General features: G+C 60.3%; 14 protein-coding genes. 4 read left to right on the top strand and 10 right to left on the bottom strand.

The features are described 5' to 3' along the window. Positions 1 to 63 precede the first annotated feature (63 nt). The 3 genes from hutU to hutC form a co-directional block, all read right to left on the bottom strand. A complete protein-coding gene (gene hutU / locus JFT81_RS25885; protein ID WP_201230647.1) occupies positions 64 to 1,749 on the bottom strand; it encodes a urocanate hydratase in 1,686 nt (561 codons plus the stop codon). A 481-nt stretch (positions 1,750 to 2,230) separates the two neighbouring features. After that, the gene (locus JFT81_RS25880) at positions 2,231 to 2,800 is read right to left on the bottom strand and encodes a HutD family protein (RefSeq protein WP_201230001.1); all 570 of its coding nucleotides are present in this window, start codon (positions 2,798 to 2,800) and stop codon (positions 2,231 to 2,233) included. A 9-nt stretch (positions 2,801 to 2,809) separates the two neighbouring features. After that, on the bottom strand, positions 2,810 to 3,520 hold the full coding sequence (gene hutC, locus JFT81_RS25875; protein WP_162130175.1) for a histidine utilization repressor: 711 nt from the start codon (positions 3,518 to 3,520) through the stop codon (positions 2,810 to 2,812). A 145-nt stretch (positions 3,521 to 3,665) separates the two neighbouring features. On the opposite strand from hutC, the gene JFT81_RS25870 reads away from it, so the two are divergent. Next, complete coding sequence (locus JFT81_RS25870; RefSeq protein WP_201230000.1) at positions 3,666 to 5,030, top strand: formimidoylglutamate deiminase; 1,365 nt, start codon at positions 3,666 to 3,668, stop codon at positions 5,028 to 5,030. 117 nt (positions 5,031 to 5,147) lie between these two features. On the opposite strand, the gene JFT81_RS25865 is transcribed toward JFT81_RS25870, so the two are convergent. Then, the gene (locus JFT81_RS25865; protein ID WP_166218507.1) at positions 5,148 to 5,717 is read right to left on the bottom strand and encodes a lipocalin family protein; all 570 of its coding nucleotides are present in this window, start codon (positions 5,715 to 5,717) and stop codon (positions 5,148 to 5,150) included. 30 nt (positions 5,718 to 5,747) lie between these two features. Then, a complete protein-coding gene (locus tag JFT81_RS25860) occupies positions 5,748 to 6,002 on the bottom strand; it encodes a hypothetical protein (protein ID WP_007952486.1) in 255 nt (84 codons plus the stop codon). A 281-nt stretch (positions 6,003 to 6,283) separates the two neighbouring features. Here JFT81_RS25860 and JFT81_RS25855 point away from each other — a divergent pair, with 281 nt between their 5' ends. The 3 genes from JFT81_RS25855 to JFT81_RS25845 all read left to right on the top strand — a co-directional run bounded on the left by JFT81_RS25855 (position 6,284) and on the right by JFT81_RS25845 (position 8,986). Further along, the gene (locus JFT81_RS25855; protein ID WP_201229999.1) at positions 6,284 to 8,176 is read left to right on the top strand and encodes a methyl-accepting chemotaxis protein; all 1,893 of its coding nucleotides are present in this window, start codon (positions 6,284 to 6,286) and stop codon (positions 8,174 to 8,176) included. Positions 8,177 to 8,384: 208 nt separating this feature from the next. Continuing rightward, the gene (locus tag JFT81_RS25850; RefSeq protein WP_201229998.1) at positions 8,385 to 8,657 is read left to right on the top strand and encodes a type II toxin-antitoxin system Phd/YefM family antitoxin; all 273 of its coding nucleotides are present in this window, start codon (positions 8,385 to 8,387) and stop codon (positions 8,655 to 8,657) included. Then, a complete protein-coding gene (locus JFT81_RS25845; protein ID WP_201229996.1) occupies positions 8,654 to 8,986 on the top strand; it encodes a type II toxin-antitoxin system RelE/ParE family toxin in 333 nt (110 codons plus the stop codon). The genes JFT81_RS25850 and JFT81_RS25845 overlap by 4 nt, the downstream gene beginning before the upstream one ends. A 1-nt stretch (position 8,987) precedes the next feature. On the opposite strand, the gene JFT81_RS25840 is transcribed toward JFT81_RS25845, so the two are convergent. The 5 genes from JFT81_RS25840 to JFT81_RS25820 all read right to left on the bottom strand — a co-directional run bounded on the left by JFT81_RS25840 (position 8,988) and on the right by JFT81_RS25820 (position 18,492). Beyond that, positions 8,988 to 9,590 (bottom strand): DUF924 family protein, encoded by a 603-nt coding sequence (locus tag JFT81_RS25840; RefSeq protein ID WP_201229989.1) that lies wholly within the window; start codon positions 9,588 to 9,590, stop codon positions 8,988 to 8,990. Between the two features lie 3 nt (positions 9,591 to 9,593). Next, positions 9,594 to 10,604, bottom strand: coding sequence for a class 1 fructose-bisphosphatase (locus JFT81_RS25835; RefSeq protein ID WP_201229987.1), 1,011 nt, complete (start codon positions 10,602 to 10,604; stop codon positions 9,594 to 9,596). Positions 10,605 to 10,940: 336 nt separating this feature from the next. Next, positions 10,941 to 12,305: a DUF3999 domain-containing protein gene (locus JFT81_RS25830; RefSeq protein ID WP_201229985.1), complete on the bottom strand. Its 1,365-nt coding sequence runs from the start codon at positions 12,303 to 12,305 to the stop codon at positions 10,941 to 10,943. Beyond that, positions 12,302 to 15,886 (bottom strand): DUF2339 domain-containing protein, encoded by a 3,585-nt coding sequence (locus JFT81_RS25825; protein ID WP_201229983.1) that lies wholly within the window; start codon positions 15,884 to 15,886, stop codon positions 12,302 to 12,304. The genes JFT81_RS25830 and JFT81_RS25825 overlap by 4 nt, the downstream gene beginning before the upstream one ends. A gap of 155 nt (positions 15,887 to 16,041) precedes the next feature. Next, entirely contained in the window at positions 16,042 to 18,492 is a 2,451-nt protein-coding gene (locus JFT81_RS25820; protein ID WP_201229981.1) for a glycogen/starch/alpha-glucan phosphorylase, read from the bottom strand. Between the last annotated feature and the right edge of the window lie 139 nt (positions 18,493 to 18,631).

Raw genomic sequence — 18,631 nt, 5'->3', positions numbered from 1 at the left:
AACACGTGTGTTGGCTGACAGTTCGCATTCGCGAGCAGGCTCACTCCTACAGGGGTTTTGCGTTTATTTACCGGTAATCATCGGCAGGTTCAGGCCCTGCTCCTTGGCGCAGTCGATGGCGATCTGGTAACCGGCATCGGCGTGGCGCATAACGCCGGTGGCCGGGTCGTTGTGCAGCACGCGCGCAATGCGCTCGGCCGCTTCGTCAGTACCGTCGCAGACAATCACCATGCCCGAGTGCTGCGAGAAGCCCATGCCGACGCCGCCGCCGTGGTGCAGGGAAACCCAGGTCGCACCGCTCGCGGTGTTCAGCAAAGCGTTGAGCAGTGGCCAGTCGGACACAGCGTCGGAACCGTCCTGCATCGATTCGGTTTCACGGTTCGGGCTGGCGACTGAGCCGGAGTCGAGGTGGTCGCGACCGATCACGATGGGCGCCGACAGTTCGCCGCTGCGGACCATTTCGTTGAATGCCAGACCGAGCTTGGCGCGCAGGCCCAGACCGACCCAGCAGATACGTGCCGGCAGACCCTGGAAGCTGATGCGCTCGCGGGCCATGTCCAGCCAGTTGTGCAGGTGGGCGTCGTCCGGGATCAGTTCTTTGACCTTGGCGTCGGTTTTGTAGATGTCCTGCGGATCACCCGACAGTGCCGCCCAACGGAACGGGCCGATGCCACGGCAGAACAGTGGACGGATGTAAGCCGGTACGAAGCCAGGGAAATCGAACGCGTTTTCAACGCCCTCTTCCTGCGCCATCTGACGGATGTTGTTGCCGTAATCGAAGGTCGGAATACCTTGCTTCTGGAATTCCAGCATGGCTTTGACGTGCACGGCCATCGACTGCTTGGCGGCTTTGATCACAGCGGCCGGTTCGGTCTTGGCGCGGGCACGGTATTCGTCCCAGGTCCAGCCGGCTGGCAGGTAACCGTTCAATGGATCGTGGGCGCTGGTCTGGTCGGTGACCATGTCCGGGCGCACGCCGCGCTTGACCAGTTCCGGCAGAATTTCTGCCGCGTTACCCAGCAGCGCGATGGAGATCGCTTTGCCTTCTTTGGTGTATTTGTCGATGCGCGCCAAGGCGTCGTCGAGGTCTTTGGCTTGCTCGTCGACGTAACGGCTTTTCAGGCGGAAATCGATGCTGACCTGCTGGCACTCGATGTTCAGCGAGCAAGCGCCGGCCAGGGTTGCAGCCAGAGGTTGTGCGCCGCCCATGCCACCGAGGCCGGCGGTCAATACCCACTTGCCGGTGAGGTTGTCGTTGTAGTGCTGGCGACCGGCTTCAACGAAGGTTTCGTAGGTGCCTTGGACGATGCCCTGGCTGCCGATGTAGATCCAGCTGCCGGCGGTCATCTGGCCGTACATGGCCAGGCCTTTGGCGTCGAGTTCGTTGAAGTGCTCCCAGCTCGCCCAGTGCGGTACGAGGTTGGAGTTGGCGATCAGTACGCGCGGTGCATTGCTGTGAGTCTTGAACACGCCGACCGGCTTGCCGGATTGCACCAGCAGGGTCTCGTCGTCGTTCAGGTTGGTCAGGCTTTCGACGATTTTGTCGTAGCACTCCCAGTTACGTGCGGCGCGACCGATACCACCGTAGACCACCAATTCTTTCGGGTTCTCGGCGACTTCCGGGTCGAGGTTGTTCATCAGCATGCGCAGCGGCGCTTCGGTCAGCCAGCTCTTGGCGGTCAGCTTGTTGCCGCGTGCGGCACGGATTTCTACGTCACGGTGCTTCGTAAATGTAGTAGCAGTGGTCATTTTGTTGTCAGTCACGAAAAAGACTCCTCAGCGATCAATTCAAACCAACCCTGGCAGTGGGCAAGCAGCCTGTGCGCTTCAATGCGCGACAAGCGAATCAGTGGACGCTGCGGACTTATACGCATACGTCTTTACTTGTACATACAAGCATATGCAATCAAGCGGCCAACTTGTTGGAGGGGTGATCAAGAAAAATTGCAGGCACGGCTGGAGGGCGCCTGAATCAAGGGTTCTGGCGTGGATGAAATTTTTTGTGGGGATGATTTCGCGAGTTGGGACTTTGTTACACAAGCATGGTTTTGCGCCACGCTGGGGCGTTCGGTAACAAGTTGGTGCAAGGTTGGGAACAGGAAGTGTGAATGCATTTGTGGCGAGGGGATTCATCCCCGTCGGGCTGCGCAGCAGCCCCGCTTCTTCCAATCGAAAATGGGGCCGCTTCGCGACCCAGCGGGGATAAATCCCCTCGCCACAGGGGTTGTGTTCAGTTTTGGAGGAGTTCGATTACGCAGCAAGCGGCATTAGTGGTGACTTCAACCAGTCCGGCGTTACCGTCCAGTTGCAGGCAATCATGGCGACCGAGTTGCGCAACGCTGTCACCGACCCGCACTTGCAGCAGCTCGCTGACACTGAACACCAGCACCGTCCCCGCCGAGCTGAAGAATCGCTGCTCGCCGTCCAGCCACTGCAACCGCGCGCGGTAACGCTGCGGTGCATAGATCAGGTTGAAATCGCGAATCGCACCGCCGAGCAGCGTGCAGGAAACCTGGCTTTCACCGCTGAAGGCAAAGGGGTCGAGCGGTAACAACGGCCGCGTATCCTCACCGTCAACGCACAAGGTCATGCCGTCACCCTGCAGCACAGTGATTACCCGCTGGTAACCGGCGAATGTCGAAAATCCGCCCGACTCGGCGATGTCGGCAATCGACAGGCGCCAGCCGAAACCGTCCAGCCCTGCCCCCGCATCACGGGTGATTTCCTCGGTGCTGCCGCCGCCGTTTTTCCACGGCATGCGCGGGTAGCCTTCGGCGCGTAAAACCTTCAAACCATTCATTTGTGCTCTCTATTTATGGAACCGCCCTTCCAGACGATGACGAGAACCCGGGTGAATCAAACGTGCAGCGGTCACCGGCTGACGCCCCGACCACGTACGGCGACGAATCAGCAGGCACGGCTCACCCTTCTCGATCTGCAACAACTTGCATTCGGACGATTCAGCGAGGATCGCTTCAACCACGTGTTCGCCCTCGGTCAGCGGCGCGACCTGATTGAGATAGGCGTAAGGCGTTTGCAGGGTGAAGTCCTGCTTGAGGTATTCCGGGGCGACCAGCGCGTTGACGAAGCGGTCTTCGATTTGCACCGGGATGTCGTTTTCGTAATGGACGATCAGCGAGTGGAAAACCTTCTGCCCTTCACGCATGTCCAGTGCCAGCGCGCGCTCGGAACCGGCAGCCTCTTCTTCGAGGGTGATCACCTGGCAGGTGTGGCGATGGCCACGGGAGGCGATTTCGTCGGCGATGTTGTGCACTTCGAACAGCGCGGACTGGCTCTTCGGCTCAGCTACAAAAGTACCGACGCCTTGCATGCGCACCAGCAGACCGTCGGCAGTCATCTCGCGCAACGCGCGGTTGATGGTCATGCGGCTGAAACCGAGCTGGTTGACCAGCTCGCTTTCGGACGGCACGCGGTAGTGCGGCGGCCAGTTACCGCTGTCGATTTGCTGGGTGATCATCTGTTTGACGCGGGCGTACAAGGGCGCCGGACTGTCGCCCATGTTCGCGGCCAACGGGGAAACTGGAGGCGGAGTCGGCACGGTTGATCCTTGTTCGTCGGTAGAGGTTGCTAGCTTGCCGGAGTTTACCGGGCAGGCAAACGTCTGTATATGTATATACAAATAACACACGATGGGGTGCTGAACCATGTCCGCTTTCTTTGCCGAACGCGCGCTGCTGCCTAACGGATGGGCCAACAATGTACGTCTTGAGGTCAGCGCCGATGGCCTGCTGACCCAAATCCAGGCCAATTCCACCGCAGATGGCGCCGAACGGTTGAGCGGTCCGTTACTGCCGGGGATGCCCAACCTGCACTCCCACGCCTTCCAGCGCGCAATGGCAGGGCTGGCTGAAGTGGCCGGCAACCCCAACGACAGTTTCTGGACGTGGCGCGATCTGATGTATCGGCTCGTCGGCAAAATCAGCCCGGAGCAACTTGGCGTCATCGCCCGTCAGCTGTACATCGAAATGCTCAAAGCCGGTTACACCTCGGTGGCCGAATTTCACTATGTGCATCACGACAGTAATGGCCAGCCGTATGCGGATCCGGCCGAACTGGCGTTGCGCATCAGTCAGGCGGCCAGCGAAAGTGGCATCGGTCTGACCCTTCTGCCAGTGCTCTACAGCCACTCCGGTTTTGGCGGCCAGACGCCCAACGACGGCCAGCGCCGCTTTATCAACAGCACCGAAAACTACCTGAATCTGCAATCGCGTTTGCAGCCGCTGTTGGCTCAGCAAAAAGCGCAGTCGCTGGGCCTGTGTTTCCACTCGTTGCGCGCGGTCACCCCGCAGCAGATCAGCGAAGTATTGGCCGCCAGCGACAAGCAATGCCCGGTGCACATCCACATCGCCGAACAACAGAAGGAAGTCGACGATTGCCTGAGCTGGAGCGGTCGTCGTCCGCTGCAATGGCTTTACGAAAATACCGAAGTCGATCAGCGCTGGTGCCTGGTTCACGCCACCCACGCCAACCCTGAAGAAGTCACGCTGATGGCCAAGAGTCGCGCCATCGCCGGTTTGTGCCTGACCACCGAAGCCAATCTGGGCGACGGGATTTTCCCGGCCGTGGATTTCCTCGCGCAGGGCGGACGCATGGGCATCGGTTCCGACAGCCATGTGTCGCTCAGTGTGGTCGAGGAATTGCGTTGGCTGGAATACGGTCAGCGTCTGCGCGATCAGCGGCGAAACCGTTTGTATGGCGCGGATCAGCCGATGGTCGGCCGTACGCTGTACGACGCGGCGCTGGACGGTGGCGCTCAGGCATTGGGGCAGCCGATTGGTGCGCTGGAAGTCGGCAAGCGTGCGGACTGGATCGTGCTCGATGGCAATGACCCGTATCTGGCGACCGCCAGTGGCGACGGGATTTTGAATCGCTGGTTGTTTGCTGGCGGGGACCGTCAGGTGCGCGATGTACTGGTCAACGGCCAGTGGGTGGTGCGCGATGGCCGGCATGCCGGGGAAGAGGACAGCGCACGCGCCTTCACCCAGGTCCTGCGCGACCTTTTAGGCTGACACATAACCAAATGTAGGAGTGAGCCTGCTCGCGATAACGGTGTATCAGACATAAATATGTGGCTGACACATCGCTATCGCGAGCAGGCTCACTCCTACATTGGTTTTGCAGTGTTCTTAATTAGAAGTCTTGGCCATCTGCCGATCCGACGCTCGCCAGATCAATCGCGTGGTGTCGTAACCCTGTTGCCGCGCCTTGCTCAGCAACTCTTCACGCACCACACCGTTGACGGTCGGCGTGCGCGACAGCAGCCACAAGTACTTGCGACTCGGGTCGCCGACAATCGCGGTTTTGTAGTCGTCACTGACGTACAACACCCAGTATTCGCCCTTGGCCACACCCGGAATCAACCGCGAGAACCAGGTATCGAACTCGACCCACAACTTGTCGGTCTTGCCCGGCACCTGTGGATAAGCCGTGCCCTTGACCTCTTCCCACTGCCAGTCCGTTGTCATGCAACGGTTGAACACCGCAACGTTGCCATCGGGCTTGAGGGTGTAACGGGCTTCGGATTGCGCGCAATTGCGCTGGAAGTACATCGGCAAACGCGCCAGTTCATACCAAGTGCCCTGGTAACGCTTGAGATTGACGCTGTTGACGGTCTTCGGCGCCAACGGATCTACGCCGGAACTGGCGCAGCCGGCCAGTACCAGGCCAGCAAAAAGGATTAACAATAACCGCTTCATTTTTCTTCTCCGTGGGCGCGAAGCCCCGGTTTACTTCAGGCCTTGGCCGGAAAACATCAGCACTTTGTCACCGGCGTACTGCACGCTGATAAAGCTGTTCTTGTCGCCCCAGGTGCAACTGGACATGCCGAGCGCGCCCGAGCAATCAGTCGGCTTGCCGAGCAGAGTCTCAACTTCGGCCTTGGCCATCCCGGCCGAGAGCTTCGAGTAGTTTTCCTGATTGACCTTGCTGCATGCGGCCAACAGCACGCAAAACGAAAGCAGGGCGATAGATCGCAGCGACATGGTGTAACTCCTGGAACGAGGGGGGATGGCATGGTGCCAACCAGAAGCTTAGAAGAGAAAACCCTCATCTGGTTCCCTCGACCGAGGGCTATTTATCCCTCCACTCGTCCGGCATTCGTCGATAAATCAGACACTTTGTAGGGCTATTGGGCATTTCGTCGCCTTTCCTGAAAGGCGCCTAATCTTTGGCGCCCGGTGGCCGAAATAAGAGCAGCGCAAAGCCCCCGAGTGTGGCAAATTGCCGCCCTTTCTTGACCAGCCCCTTCGCGGTAGTTCATTCGATGACCAGAAACATGAAATTCAGCCACAAGATCTTGTTGGCTGCCGCCCTCGTGGTGGCCGTTGCGTTCGCCTGTTTCATCTTGTTCAACGACTATCGACAGCGCGAAGCCCTGAGCAGCAGCACCGAAGCTTCAATGCAGGAACTGGGCAGCCTGACCACCAGCAACATTCAGACCTGGCTGGAAAGCCGCATTCAATTGCTGCAGTCGCTGTCGCAGCAAGTCGCCGTCGACGGCAACGCGCCCGCCAGCCTCAAGCGCATCATCGACCTGCCCGCCTACACCGGCAATTTCCAGCTCAGCTACTTCGGCGGCGCTGACGGCGTGATGTTCTCGGTGCCCGCCGGCAACCGCGCGCCGGACTACGATCCGCGCGCACGCGGCTGGTACAAAGCCGCCAACAGCGCACAGCAAACCATCGTCACCGAACCATACATTGCGGCCTCGTCGGGCAAACTGGTGATCACCGTCGCCACGCCGGTGCAGCGTCAAGGCCAGATGCTCGGTGTCGCCGGTGCCGACATCGACCTGACCAGCATCAGCGCGATCATCAACTCGCTGAATTTCGGCGGCCACGGCCACGCGTTCATCGTCAGCGCCGATGGCAAGATCCTGATCCACCCGGACAGCAAACTGGTGCTCAAGACTCTGGCCGAGGCCTACCCTACCGGTGCGCCAAAAGTCAGCCCGGGCCTGAAAGAAGTCGAGTTCGACGGCAAGACCCAACTGATCTCGTTCACCCGCGTCAACGGCGTGCCTTCCGCCGACTGGTACGTAGCGCTGGTGCTGGACAAAGACACGGCTTTCTCGATGCTCAGCGAATTCCGCACTTCGGCGCTGATCGCCATGATCATCGCTGTGGTGATCATCATCGCCCTCCTGGGCATGCTGATCCGTGTATTGATGCAGCCGCTGTTGACCATGGGCCGGGCCATGCACGACATCGCTGAAGGTGAAGGCGACCTGACCAAGCGTCTGGTGATTCACGGCAATGACGAATTTGGCGCCTTGGGCACCTCGTTCAACCGTTTCGTCGAACGTATCCACACCTCGATCCGCGAAGTGTCTTCGGCCACTGGGCAGGTCAACGAAGTCGCCCTGCGCGTGGTCGCAGCGTCGAATTCGTCGATGTACAACTCCGACCAGCAAGCCACTCGCACCAACAGCGTCGCTGCGGCGATCAACCAGCTCGGCGCCGCTGCGCAGGAAATCGCCCAGAACGCCGCCCTCGCCTCGCAGCACTCCAGCGATGCGCGCAGCCTGGCGGTCGACGGCCAGCAGGTGGTGGATAAAACCATCCAGGCGATGCAACAGCTGTCGGCGAAGATCAGCGATTCGTGCGGCAACATTGAAACCCTGAACAGCAACACGGTGAACATCGGCCAGATTCTGGAAGTGATCACCAGCATTTCGCAGCAGACTAATCTGCTGGCGCTGAACGCCGCGATCGAAGCCGCGCGCGCCGGTGAAGCCGGCCGTGGTTTCGCCGTGGTCGCCGACGAAGTCCGCAACCTCGCCCACCGCACTCAGGATTCGGCGCAGCAAGTGCAGAAGATGATCGAAGAGCTGCAAGTCGGCGCGCGTCAGGCGGTGAGCATCATGACCGAGAGCCAGCGCGAGAGCGAAAGCAGCGTCGGCATCGCCAATCAGGCTGGCGAACGCCTGGGCAGCGTGACCCAGCGCATCGGCGAAATCGACGGGATGAACCAGTCGGTGGCCACTGCAACCGAAGAGCAGACCGCTGTGGTCGAGTCGATCAACGTCGACATCAACGAGATCAACACGCTGAATCAGGAAGGTGTGGAGAACTTGCAGGCGACGTTGCGGGCTTGTTCGGATCTGGAGCAGCAGGCGGCGCGTCTCAAGCAGTTGGTGGGTAGCTTCCGCATTTAAGACGCGGCCACTGGCCCCTTCGCGAGCAAGCTCGGCTCCTACAGTGGTTCTGTGTCGTTCACAGATATCCTGTAGGAGCCGAGCTTGCTCGCGATGGCGACATCAGCGACGAAGGAATGTGGACATTGGAACACGTTGGTCAGCTCTCACTGACGCTGGACTGAATTAGGACTAAACTCAGTCCTGTTCAATTTGGCGGGGTTCAATCATGAAGCTTTCATCGCAAATCAAACCGATCAGTTACCTGAAAAGCCACACGGCCGAGATCGTCAAAACAATCACAGAAAGCCGCGAGCCGCTGGTAATCACTCAAAATGGTGAAGCCAAGCTAGTGGTCATGGACGTGAAAAGTTTTGAAGAGCAAGAAGGCACGATGGCGTTACTTAAACTGTTGGCGATGGGTAACCGGGAGATCGAGGAAGGCAAGTTTAGTGATGCTGAAGATGTCTTTGCCGAACTGGATAAGGCCGATCATCAATGAGTTTAAAGGTCGTTATTCTTCAGTCCGCACAAACAGACCTCAGAGAACTTCGCACCTACCTCGTCAGACAGTTCTCCACCCAAACCTGGCAAAGTACTTATGCCGATCTCAAGACTGCGATTCTTGGTCTCGCAGATCTGCCTTATTCCGGATCGATCCCCGAAGAAATCGAGAAGCTCAATCTCGGCCAATACCGCCAGATTGTGTTGGGGATGAATCGGGTTATTTATGAAGTACGAGATGAAACGGTTTTCATCCATATCATTGTCGATACGCGAAAAAGCCTGCCGGCGCTGTTGATGAGGCGGCTTCTACGAGGTAATCCTTGATTTAGAACCTTGACCCAGGCTTAGAAAGAAACACCAACTCCTCAGCCGTAGATTCCCGCCCCAACACCGCATTGCGATGCGGAAACCTTCCAAACCGCGCAATCACTTTCTGATGCCGCTCGGCATAATCCAGATTGTCGGCAAACACCGCCCTCTGCGCTTCCGGCTGTTCAGCCACCAGATCGATAAACCGCGAAACCGCTTCGTTCTGCACCGCGAGGTTTTCGCAGTGTTCAAACACCAGATAAATGAATACGCGCTGAATCGGTTTTAACTGCCGGTCGAAATCCGCCGCAATGCCTTGCGCAACAAGCTTCTGCGCACGCAGATCGCCGGAGAAGGCATTGGGGGTGTCGCGAAAAATCATTCGCGGCAGTTGATCAAGCAACAGCACCACCGCCAGCCAACCTTCGGGACGTTGCGTCCATTCGGTCAATTCGCCGGCCAGGGCCTGATCGACAAAGACCCCGAAATGCTCACGCGCTTCGAGGTCTTGGCTGTCTCGCTTACCGAACCACAACTTGCCCTTGTCAGCCGAAATGTCGTCCGGTGATTCGGCATGTCCGAACCACCAATCGAGCAACGGCTGCCAGGGCGCGGTCATGGTTTATTCCTTGTGGTAAGCCGTAGCGCGTGCGACTTCTTCTTTCGAGCCGAGGAACACCGCTACGCGCTGGTGCAGGCCTTCAGGCTGGATGTCGAGAATGCGCTGGTGACCGTCGGTGGACGCGCCGCCCGCCTGCTCCACGAGGAACGACATCGGGTTGGCTTCGTACATCAGACGCAGTTTGCCTGGCTTGGAAGGCTCACGGCTGTCGCGCGGGTACATGAACAGACCGCCACGGGTCAGGATGCGGTGAACGTCGGCAACCATCGCCGCGACCCAACGCATGTTGTAGTTCTTTTTCAGCGGACCTTCTTCACCGGCCAGCAGCTCGCCAACGTAGCGCTGTACCGGGGCTTCCCAGTGACGCTGGTTGGACATGTTGATGGCGAATTCCTGGGTCGATTCAGGAATGGTGATGTTTTCGTGGGTGAGCACGAAGCTGCCCATTTCACGGTCCAGGGTGAAACCCTTGACGCCGTCGCCCAAGGTCAGGATCAGCATGGTCTGTGGACCGTAGATCGCGTAACCAGCGGCAACCTGTTCGGTGCCTGGCTGCAGGAACGCTTTCTCGTTCAGCGGCTCGTTCTGGCTCAGGTATTCGTTCGGGCAACGCAGTACCGAGAAGATCGTGCCGACCGGGGCGTTGATGTCGATGTTCGACGAACCGTCCAGTGGGTCGAATACCAGCAGGTACGCGCCTTTCGGGTACTTGCCCGGGATCTGGTAGGCATTGTCCATTTCTTCGGACGCCATGCCGGCCAGGTGACCGCCCCATTCGTTGGCTTCGAGCAGGATCTCGTTGGAGATCACGTCGAGCTTCTTCTGCACTTCGCCCTGTACGTTTTCGGTGCCCATGCTGCCCAGAACACCACCCAGGGCGCCTTTGGACACGGCGTGGTTGATCTCCTTGCAGGCACGCGCCACCACTTCGATCAGGAAGCGCAGATCGGCAGGAGTGTTGTTGCTGCGGGTCTGCTCAATCAAATAGCGACTCAGGGTAACGCGGGACATGGACGGCTCCGGTGGAATGGGGGGCTAAAAACCCGCGCAGTTTACAGGGAGTCTGAAAACGTAGCGAGCGAAGACGCCCGGTAACGTGCGTTGGGGTGTAATTGCCTGCATGAGACGTGATTGTCGGTGGAGAGTTCAGGTAGCGGATTTAGCGTAGTCCGAAATCGGACGAAGGTAACCAGAGTGAGGAGATCGGTTTGGGGTATGTATTGATTGAGAGATCGCTTTCGCGAGCAGGCTCGCTCCCACAGGGAATTTGAGTGAACAAAAAGTTGGCGTCCACTGAAGTCCATTGTGGGAGCGAGCCTGCTCGCGAATGGCGCGCAGCGCCAGCCATTAGCTGCTGGCAGGAGGCTTGCGCAGCAAGCTGAACGCCATCGCCCCAAGAAACACCACACTCAGCAACAACACCGCCCACAGCCCTAGCTTCTTCCAATTGGTCTCCGCCACCGCCGCCGTCGTGGCCGTCGAAGTCTGGGTCGCCACCACCTCCCCCTGAACCACAGCCTTACCCAACCCCGCCAGCTTCTCCGGTTTGAAATCCGGAATCAGCGTCGCCAGTGGCAGGTTCGCCGTCTTCACCGTCGCATTGCCCAGCGCCAGACTGTACGGCCCCTCCCCCCGTGCGAGGAATATCACCTGCGTCGCCCGCACCGCGTATTTCAAACTCGGTGCCTGCTCGCCCAGACCACCACCGCGCTCATCCACCGTCAGCTTCAACTGCTGAACGGTCTGCCCGTAAAGCGCCAATTCGTTCTTCACCACGTCCTGGCCATTCTGGGTCAGGCGGTAGAGCAAACCACTGCTCATGGTCTGCCACGGCAGGCTGCTTTCGCGACGGCCCGACAGCGTCACCGGCGCCAGACTGTTCGGCTGCTTGATCTCGACCTGAACACGCTCGACGCTCAGCCCCATCGGCAACTGCCAAGTGTATTCCCCGGCCTTGGTGCTGCTGCCGGCCAATGCCTGCGACCAGACCAGTGGCAGCGGCACATCGCGCGGGTCGCTGCTTTTCAGTTGCACTGAGGTCAGGATCGGCGCCGAACTCGGCGACTCCCAGAGCAAACGCAAGTAACGCGCGGATTGCCCCGGCAGTGTCACTTCATGTTGTTCGATGCGCTCATCGGAGAACGTCAGCCGCGCCACCTGCCCTTCGCCCCACGGCTGCCAGTGCTGCAAGTCGTCGCTGGCCTCGATGCTGAAACGCTGGAAGCCATCGCGCTCGCTGGTCCAGTCGAGGATCAGCTGTTGCAGCGGCGCCTTGATCGCGCTGGCATCAAGCAGCCAGCCACGCAGCACTTCTTCACCGGCCTCCAACTGGCTGGACGGTTGCACTTCAACCAGCGTGCCGGTGGTGGTGGATTGCACACGCACGTTCGGCGCGCGCTCAGTGGCGTCGGCCGCGTTATACAACGGGAACCATTTCACCTCGTGCAACTGGCCGTCGTCGCGGGTCTGCGCCGATTCACGCGCCAAGGCATAAGCCTGCGGCTCACCGGCGGCGTTGAACACACGCAGGTCACTGAGATCAGTCTGACGCGCCTGCAATTGCACGTTCAGCGGCAGTTCGAGGCGATACCACGGGCCGTTGCCACTCACTGCCAGCGGCACCTGCGTGGCGAAGTCCGCCGGTTTTTCCTGGGCGCCGGCGGCCATCACCACGCCCAGCGCCAACCACCCCAGATTTCGCATGCGACTCAAGATGAAACTCCTTCGGTGCCCGGGGCTGGCTTGTCCGCCGCCGGTTCAGCTTCGATGCGTTTGGGCGGCAGCGGCGCGAAGTAGCCGACCACCAGCAGCAACACGCCGACGCCGATAAACGAGACGATCCGGGCGAGGCCGCCACGGTTGCTCAGTTCGACAAAAACAAGTTTGGCCACCACCAGCGCGATCAGTGCCGCGCCAATCAGCCACACCTCGCGGCGGTGGCGCAAATGCCCGCCGATCATCAGCCCCAACGCCATCAGCGTCCAGACGATGGACAGGCCAGCCTGCACCAGCATCGAGGCGAGCAGCGTGTCCAACTCAAACGGAATGCCGGCCCAATGGTGCGCAGCACGGGTCACCAATGCCGTGCAGAAGGCGAACAGCGAAACCCCGGCGATCAGTTGTGTGGCGTGATCGGCGTAGTCCGGGCGAATCGACAATTGCGCAACCGCAGTGCGCGACCAGACGTAAACACCGAACAGCGCGAACAACAGCCCCAACTCCAAAGGGTTGAGCAATGGCACATAAGGCAATGGTTCGGCGTTGCCATCGCTGACGCCGTTTGCCAGCCAGAACCACGCGAGCATCAGCACCGCCAAAGGCGCGGCGGCGTACAAGCGGTATTCGCGAGCAAACGCCGCCACCGGCCATGGCCAGTTGCGTGGTGCAGCCGCCAGCAGCAGATACAAGCTCGGCAGAATCGCCCAGCCCAACCAGCGCCAGGCGTTGTATTGTTCGGACAACAGCAGCAAGCCGTAACGCAGCTCCAGCGCCAGCACGCCGATCAGCAGCCAGCAACCGAGCACATGAGCAGTGCTCAACGCCCGCGCCGGCAGCATCGGCGCCAGGCGCCGCAGACTGAAGAAATGCACCGCGAACACTGCCGCCCACGCCAGCCAGCCAAAGTCGGCCGCCGGGTGATAACGCGAGTGCCATGCAGCGAGCAGCACCAGCCCGGCCGTCGGAACCAGCAGAGTGCAGAGCAAACCGAGCGCCGGCCATTTCAAGCGCAGCGACAACACAGTCCACAACGCCACGCTGACGGCGGCAACCAGCAACAACAAGGTTGCTTGCAGATTCGGCGAGGCAAATCGCAGCACTTCGCTGACCCACGCCAACGCCCACCAACCGGCGCCCCACAGCAGCAACACTTCGGACAAACGCTGCAAACTCAACGCATCAAATGCCGTCGCATGGTTGCCCAGTTGCAGGCGCCACGCCCCGATCATGGCGGCCAGCCCCAACACCAACGGCGTCCAGAACCCAGCGTGCGCCAATGGCCGCAAACCTTCGCTGGACAACGGCCCGAGCAGTTCAGGGCCGGCCAGCAAAAACGCTGCGCCGCCAATCAACTGCAACAACAGACCGAAGACAAAACTCACGCGCTGTTGGAGGTACAGACTCAGCCAGATAATCAGCAAACCACTCGCGGCCCACACCGCACTTGCGGTCTGCCACGGCAGCACGAACAACACCGCCAGATTGATCAGCACCAACCCGGCGAGCAACACCACCGACAAACCGCGCAACAGACGCACATCGCCGCGCACCATCTCGTCGCGCGCCGCCAGGAGCATGCCGGCAATCAGCGCCAAGCCAATCAGCGAGGCACTGAGCAAACCGCTCCAACCGGCATTGAACACCGCCGCCGAGTCCTCGCCTGCCCCTTGCAAGCGCAGCAGAAACAGCGCACCACCGAGCAACTGCACGGCGAACGCAGTAAACAGAAAGGTGCGTGATTGCAGGCGCAAACCGACAAACAACGTCAGCAGACCCGCCAACGCCCAACTGATCGCCGTGCTTTGGACGAAGAAGAACAATGGCGCCAGCAGATAGAGGAAGGTCAGGCCAAGGCACGCGAGCACCGGCAGGCCTTGGCGCTCCCAAGGCGATGCCTGCTCCGGCGCTGCCTTGCGCAGTTGATAAAAGCTGAACAGCAGCGCGGTGCCAAGCATCAGCGCGCCCAACGGAGCGCCGTCGAGCAGACTGCTGTCACCGAAGCGCAATTGGCTGAGGAACGCCAGCGCCGAGCCCAGTTGCAAGAGCAACGCGAAGGCCCGGGCGAACGGCCGATGCTGACGCAAACCGAGCCAGAAGATCCCCGCGCCTTCCACCGCCCACGCCGCCGACGTCCATCGGGCATCGAGGCCCAGCGGAATCGCCAGGCTGGCGAAAATCACCCCGAGCGCCAGACAGGTTTCGCCCAGCAGCACAGCGCGGCCGCCCATCAACACCTTGGCCAGCGCCATGTAGATCATGCCCAGCGCCAGCGCACTGAACGCAGCGGCAAACTCCAGATGCTGCACCAGCGCAAACTGCAAACCGAAACCGATAATCGGCGGGCCGAACAGCATCGTCCCATCGACGTAATCGCCCTTGCGCGCCGACCACTGCAGCAGCGCATCGCGGTCGCCATCCGCCGGAGCATCGGGCATATCGCGCAATTTGCGGCGGGCAAACAACAGACCGATGGCGAGGTACATCAGGAAGAACAGAATCAGGAACGGTTCAGTGCTCCACAACAGCTCTGGCGTATAAGAGCGCAGGCCCCAGGCGAAGCCAATACCGAAGGTGCCGACGAAGCCGATCAGGTTGAGCAGACGCCAGGCCTTGAACCAGGCGATGGCGAGGATGCCGGCGTTGAGCAGCGCGAAATAACTGAACAGGGCGATGTGGTTACCGGAGCCGGTCGAGGTCAGGATCGGCGCGGCGAAACCGCCCAACGCGGCCACTGCCGCCAACGCCAGCGAATCCTGTGTAATCGCCAGAATCGCCGAAAACACCGTGACCGCCACCAGCAACCCTAGCGCGGCGGAAGGATCGAGCAACGGATGCAGACGCATCGCCGCAAACACCGTCAGGTACAACACGGCGATCCCGGTGCCTTGCAGCATCAACGCGTAGTTGCTGTTGCGTCGGCGCAGCCACCAGCCCAGCGCGAGCAAGGCCAATGCCGCCGCGGCGACTCCGGCATAGCGCAACTCAATCGGCACGACCATGCCTTCGGTGGCATAGCGCAGCAGGAATGCCAGGCCGAAGAACAACAACACCACGCCGACACGCAGCACGGTGTTGCCGCCGAACAGCCAGTTACGCGCAGCGTTGATGCCGCGTTCGATGAGGTTTGGGCCACGCGGCGCGGCAGGTTGTTGCGGTACGCGCGGCGACGGCTCAGCGCTCCAGACATCGGCCGGCAAGGCTTGACTGGCCTGATTGGCCACGGCGGAGATAGGTTCGAGGTCGGGCGGCAGCTCCCAGATCAGCTCCGGCGCAGCGGCTTGTTCGACCGCTTCGGCGGGTTCCATGACAGGCTCTGCGACAGCTTCCACAATTGGCGGTGGCACCGCATGCGACGGTGAGCCTTCGAGCAGAAACAGACGCTGGGCGACGCCCTGCAAAGCTTCCTTCACCTGTTCAAGTTGGTGCTTTTGCTCAGCCATTTGCGAGCCAAGCCGCGCGATGCGGATCGTCTGCCCGATCGCCAGCCCCAGCAGCGCGCCCAACAGCGCATCACTGAGCGACTCGTCGAGCAGCCAGCCGAGCACCAGCCCGATCAACATGAACATCCATTGCATGGTCGATATCCCTAAGCGCGAAGGCCAATCCGCAGAGATTAGCGCAGCCTGAAGCAAAAAGATCGCAGCCTGCGGCAGGTCCTACATAACCCTGTAGGAGCTGCCGCAGGCTGCGATCTTTTCCGGCGCGCGATTATATCGAGCCGAGCGGAAAGTTACTCCAGCGCTTTCCAGATATCCGTGGCGTACTCGCGAATCGTCCGGTCCGACGAGAACCAGCCCATCCGCGCGGTGTTGAGCACCGCCGAACGCCACCAGTTATTGGAATCGTGCCAATGCGCTTCAACGCGTTTCTGCGCCTCCCAATACGAGTCGAAGTCGGCACACACCAGGAAACGGTCGTAATCCACCAGCGAATCGATCAGCCCGGTGTAGCGCGACGTGTCATCCGGCGAGAACACACCACTGCGAATCGCTTGCAGCACATCGTTCAAACGATGCGAGGCGGCGATGTCCGGGGCAGCGCTGAACTCGTGATTCTGTTTGCGCGCTTCAACCTGCTGCGCGCTGAGGCCGAAGATGAACATGTGCTCGGCGCCGATGCGCTCGCACATCTCCACGTTGGCGCCGTCGAGGGTGCCGATGGTCAGCGCGCCGTTGAGGCCGAATTTCATGTTGCTGGTGCCTGACGCCTCGAAACCGGCGGTGGAAATCTGCTCGGACAAGTCCGCCGCGGGAATAATGCTCTCCGCCAGGCTGACGTTGTAGTTGGGCAGGAACACCACTTTAAGCAAGCCACGCACGGTCGGGTCGTTGTTCACCACCCGAGCGATATCGTTGGTCAGCTTGATGATCAGTTTGGCCTGGTGATAACTCGCCGCCGCTTTACCGGCGAAGATTTTCACCCGCGGCACCCAATCGACTTCCGGCTCGGCGCGGATCGCCTGATACAGCGCTACGGTGTGCAACAGGTTGAGCAACTGGCGTTTGTATTCGTGGATCCGTTTGACCTGCACATCGAACATCGCCGCCGGATTGACTGCGATGCCCAAGCGCTCATGAATCAGATACGCCAGGGCCTTTTTGCTGTGCAGGCGCTGTTCGGCGAAGGCTTTGCGGAACGCGGTTTTCTCGGCAAAAGGTTCGAGATCTAGCAAGCGTTCTTCGGGGTTATCCAGCAGATCCGGGCCCAGCGCATCGACCAGCATCGAGGTTAATTCCGAGTTCGCCTGATACAACCAGCGGCGGAAGGTAATGCCGTTGGTTTTGTTGTTGATCCGCTCCGGGTAGAGCTTGTGCAGTTCGGCGAACACGGTTTTGCGCATCAGCTGCGTGTGCAGCCCGGACACGCCGTTGACGCTGTGCGAACCGAGGAATGCGAGGTTGCCCATGCGCACGCGACGGCCGTTGTCTTCTTCGATCAGCGAGACCGCGCGCAGCACGTCGAAATCGTGAATGCCCTTGGCGCGCAGCGAATCGATGTGCTGGGCGTTGATCAGGTAAATGATCTGCATGTGCCGTGGCAGCATGCGTTCCATCAGGCCTACTGGCCAGGTTTCCAGCGCTTCCGGCAGCAGCGTGTGGTTGGTGTACGACAGCGTGTCGACGGTGACTTGCCACGCGGCATCCCACGCGACGTCATAAACGTCGACCAATTGACGCATCAGTTCGGCAACGGCGATCGAGGGGTGAGTGTCGTTGAGCTGGATCGCCGCGTGATCGCCCAAGGTCAGCACCGAGGTGTGCATGTTGCGATGGCGGCGCAGCAAATCCTGCAAAGAGGCGGCGACGAAGAAGTACTCCTGACGCAGGCGCAGCTCCTGCCCGGCTTCGGTGCTGTCCGCCGGGTAGAGCACGCGCGAGATACTTTCTGCACGGGCGACTTCGGCAACGGCGCCCAGGTGGTCACCAGCGTTGAAGCGTTCCAGGTGCAAATCTTCCATGGCCCGTGCGCGCCACAAGCGCAGAGTGTTGACGCTCGCCCCACGCCAGCCGACCACCGGAGTGTCGTAGGCAATCGCGCGAACGGTTTCCGCTGGCGACCAGACTTGCTTGGACTTGCCGGACGGGTCGGTAACGGTTTCAACGCTGCCACCAAAGCCGATGGAGTAGACGACTTCCGGCCGTTCAAACTCCCATGGGTTGCCGAAATCCAGCCAGTGCTCGGTCTGCTCCTGCTGCCAGCCGTCGACGATGGCCTGGCGGAACAAACCGTGTTCATAACGAATGCCGTAGCCATGGCCGGCGATGCCGAGGGTCGACATGCTTTCCATGAAGCACGCCGCGAGTCGGCCGAGGCCGCCGTTGCCAAGCGCCGCATCGGGTTCCAGCAAACGGATGCGTTCCAGGTCGACGCCGAGTTCGGTCAATGCTTCACGGGCGACGTCGAGCAAGCCGAGGTTGCTCAGGCTGTCGTAGAGCAAGCGGCCGATAAGGAATTCCAGCGAAAGGTAATACACCCGTTTCTGGCCTTTGCGGTAAATCTGCCGGGTGTGGTCCATCCAGTGCTCGACCATGTGATCGCGCGCAGCCAAAGCGATGGCTTCGAACCAGTCATGGTCGAAGGCGTGATCAGGGTCTTTGCCCACCGCGTAGGTGAGTTTGGTCAGGACGGCGTCGCGGAATGCGGCCACCTCTGCTTCGCGAACTAGTGGTTCTTGAGTCATCGATAGGACCTCGAGCGAGCGGGGAATTGTCTGAGCCTAGACGGTCTGACCGACGGTAGCGGCTCTGGTTCGGCAGTTTTTCCCGAGACTGTGAGATAGCCCGGCATTACCTTGTCGAGTGAGCTAATGAATGCAGGGG

Source organism: Pseudomonas sp. TH43 (genome assembly GCF_016650635.1).
In the GTDB taxonomy this organism is placed as follows: Bacteria; Pseudomonadota; Gammaproteobacteria; order Pseudomonadales; family Pseudomonadaceae; genus Aquipseudomonas.
This window is presented reverse-complemented; position numbering and strand designations above follow the sequence as displayed.

Excerpts from the sequence above, each read along its gene's own strand:
- hutU (WP_201230647.1), bottom strand. The coding sequence starts at position 1,749 with ATGACCACTGCTACTACATTTACGAAGCACCGTGACGTAGAAATCCGT.
- JFT81_RS25880 (WP_201230001.1), bottom strand. The coding sequence starts at position 2,800 with ATGAATGGTTTGAAGGTTTTACGCGCCGAAGGCTACCCGCGCATGCCG.
- hutC (WP_162130175.1), bottom strand. The coding sequence starts at position 3,520 with ATGGGCGACAGTCCGGCGCCCTTGTACGCCCGCGTCAAACAGATGATC.
- JFT81_RS25870 (WP_201230000.1), top strand. The coding sequence starts at position 3,666 with ATGTCCGCTTTCTTTGCCGAACGCGCGCTGCTGCCTAACGGATGGGCC.
- JFT81_RS25865 (WP_166218507.1), bottom strand. The coding sequence starts at position 5,717 with ATGAAGCGGTTATTGTTAATCCTTTTTGCTGGCCTGGTACTGGCCGGC.
- JFT81_RS25860 (WP_007952486.1), bottom strand. The coding sequence starts at position 6,002 with ATGTCGCTGCGATCTATCGCCCTGCTTTCGTTTTGCGTGCTGTTGGCC.
- JFT81_RS25855 (WP_201229999.1), top strand. The coding sequence starts at position 6,284 with ATGACCAGAAACATGAAATTCAGCCACAAGATCTTGTTGGCTGCCGCC.
- JFT81_RS25850 (WP_201229998.1), top strand. The coding sequence starts at position 8,385 with ATGAAGCTTTCATCGCAAATCAAACCGATCAGTTACCTGAAAAGCCAC.
- JFT81_RS25845 (WP_201229996.1), top strand. The coding sequence starts at position 8,654 with ATGAGTTTAAAGGTCGTTATTCTTCAGTCCGCACAAACAGACCTCAGA.
- JFT81_RS25840 (WP_201229989.1), bottom strand. The coding sequence starts at position 9,590 with ATGACCGCGCCCTGGCAGCCGTTGCTCGATTGGTGGTTCGGACATGCC.
- JFT81_RS25835 (WP_201229987.1), bottom strand. The coding sequence starts at position 10,604 with ATGTCCCGCGTTACCCTGAGTCGCTATTTGATTGAGCAGACCCGCAGC.
- JFT81_RS25825 (WP_201229983.1), bottom strand. The coding sequence starts at position 15,886 with ATGCAATGGATGTTCATGTTGATCGGGCTGGTGCTCGGCTGGCTGCTC.
- JFT81_RS25820 (WP_201229981.1), bottom strand. The coding sequence starts at position 18,492 with ATGACTCAAGAACCACTAGTTCGCGAAGCAGAGGTGGCCGCATTCCGC.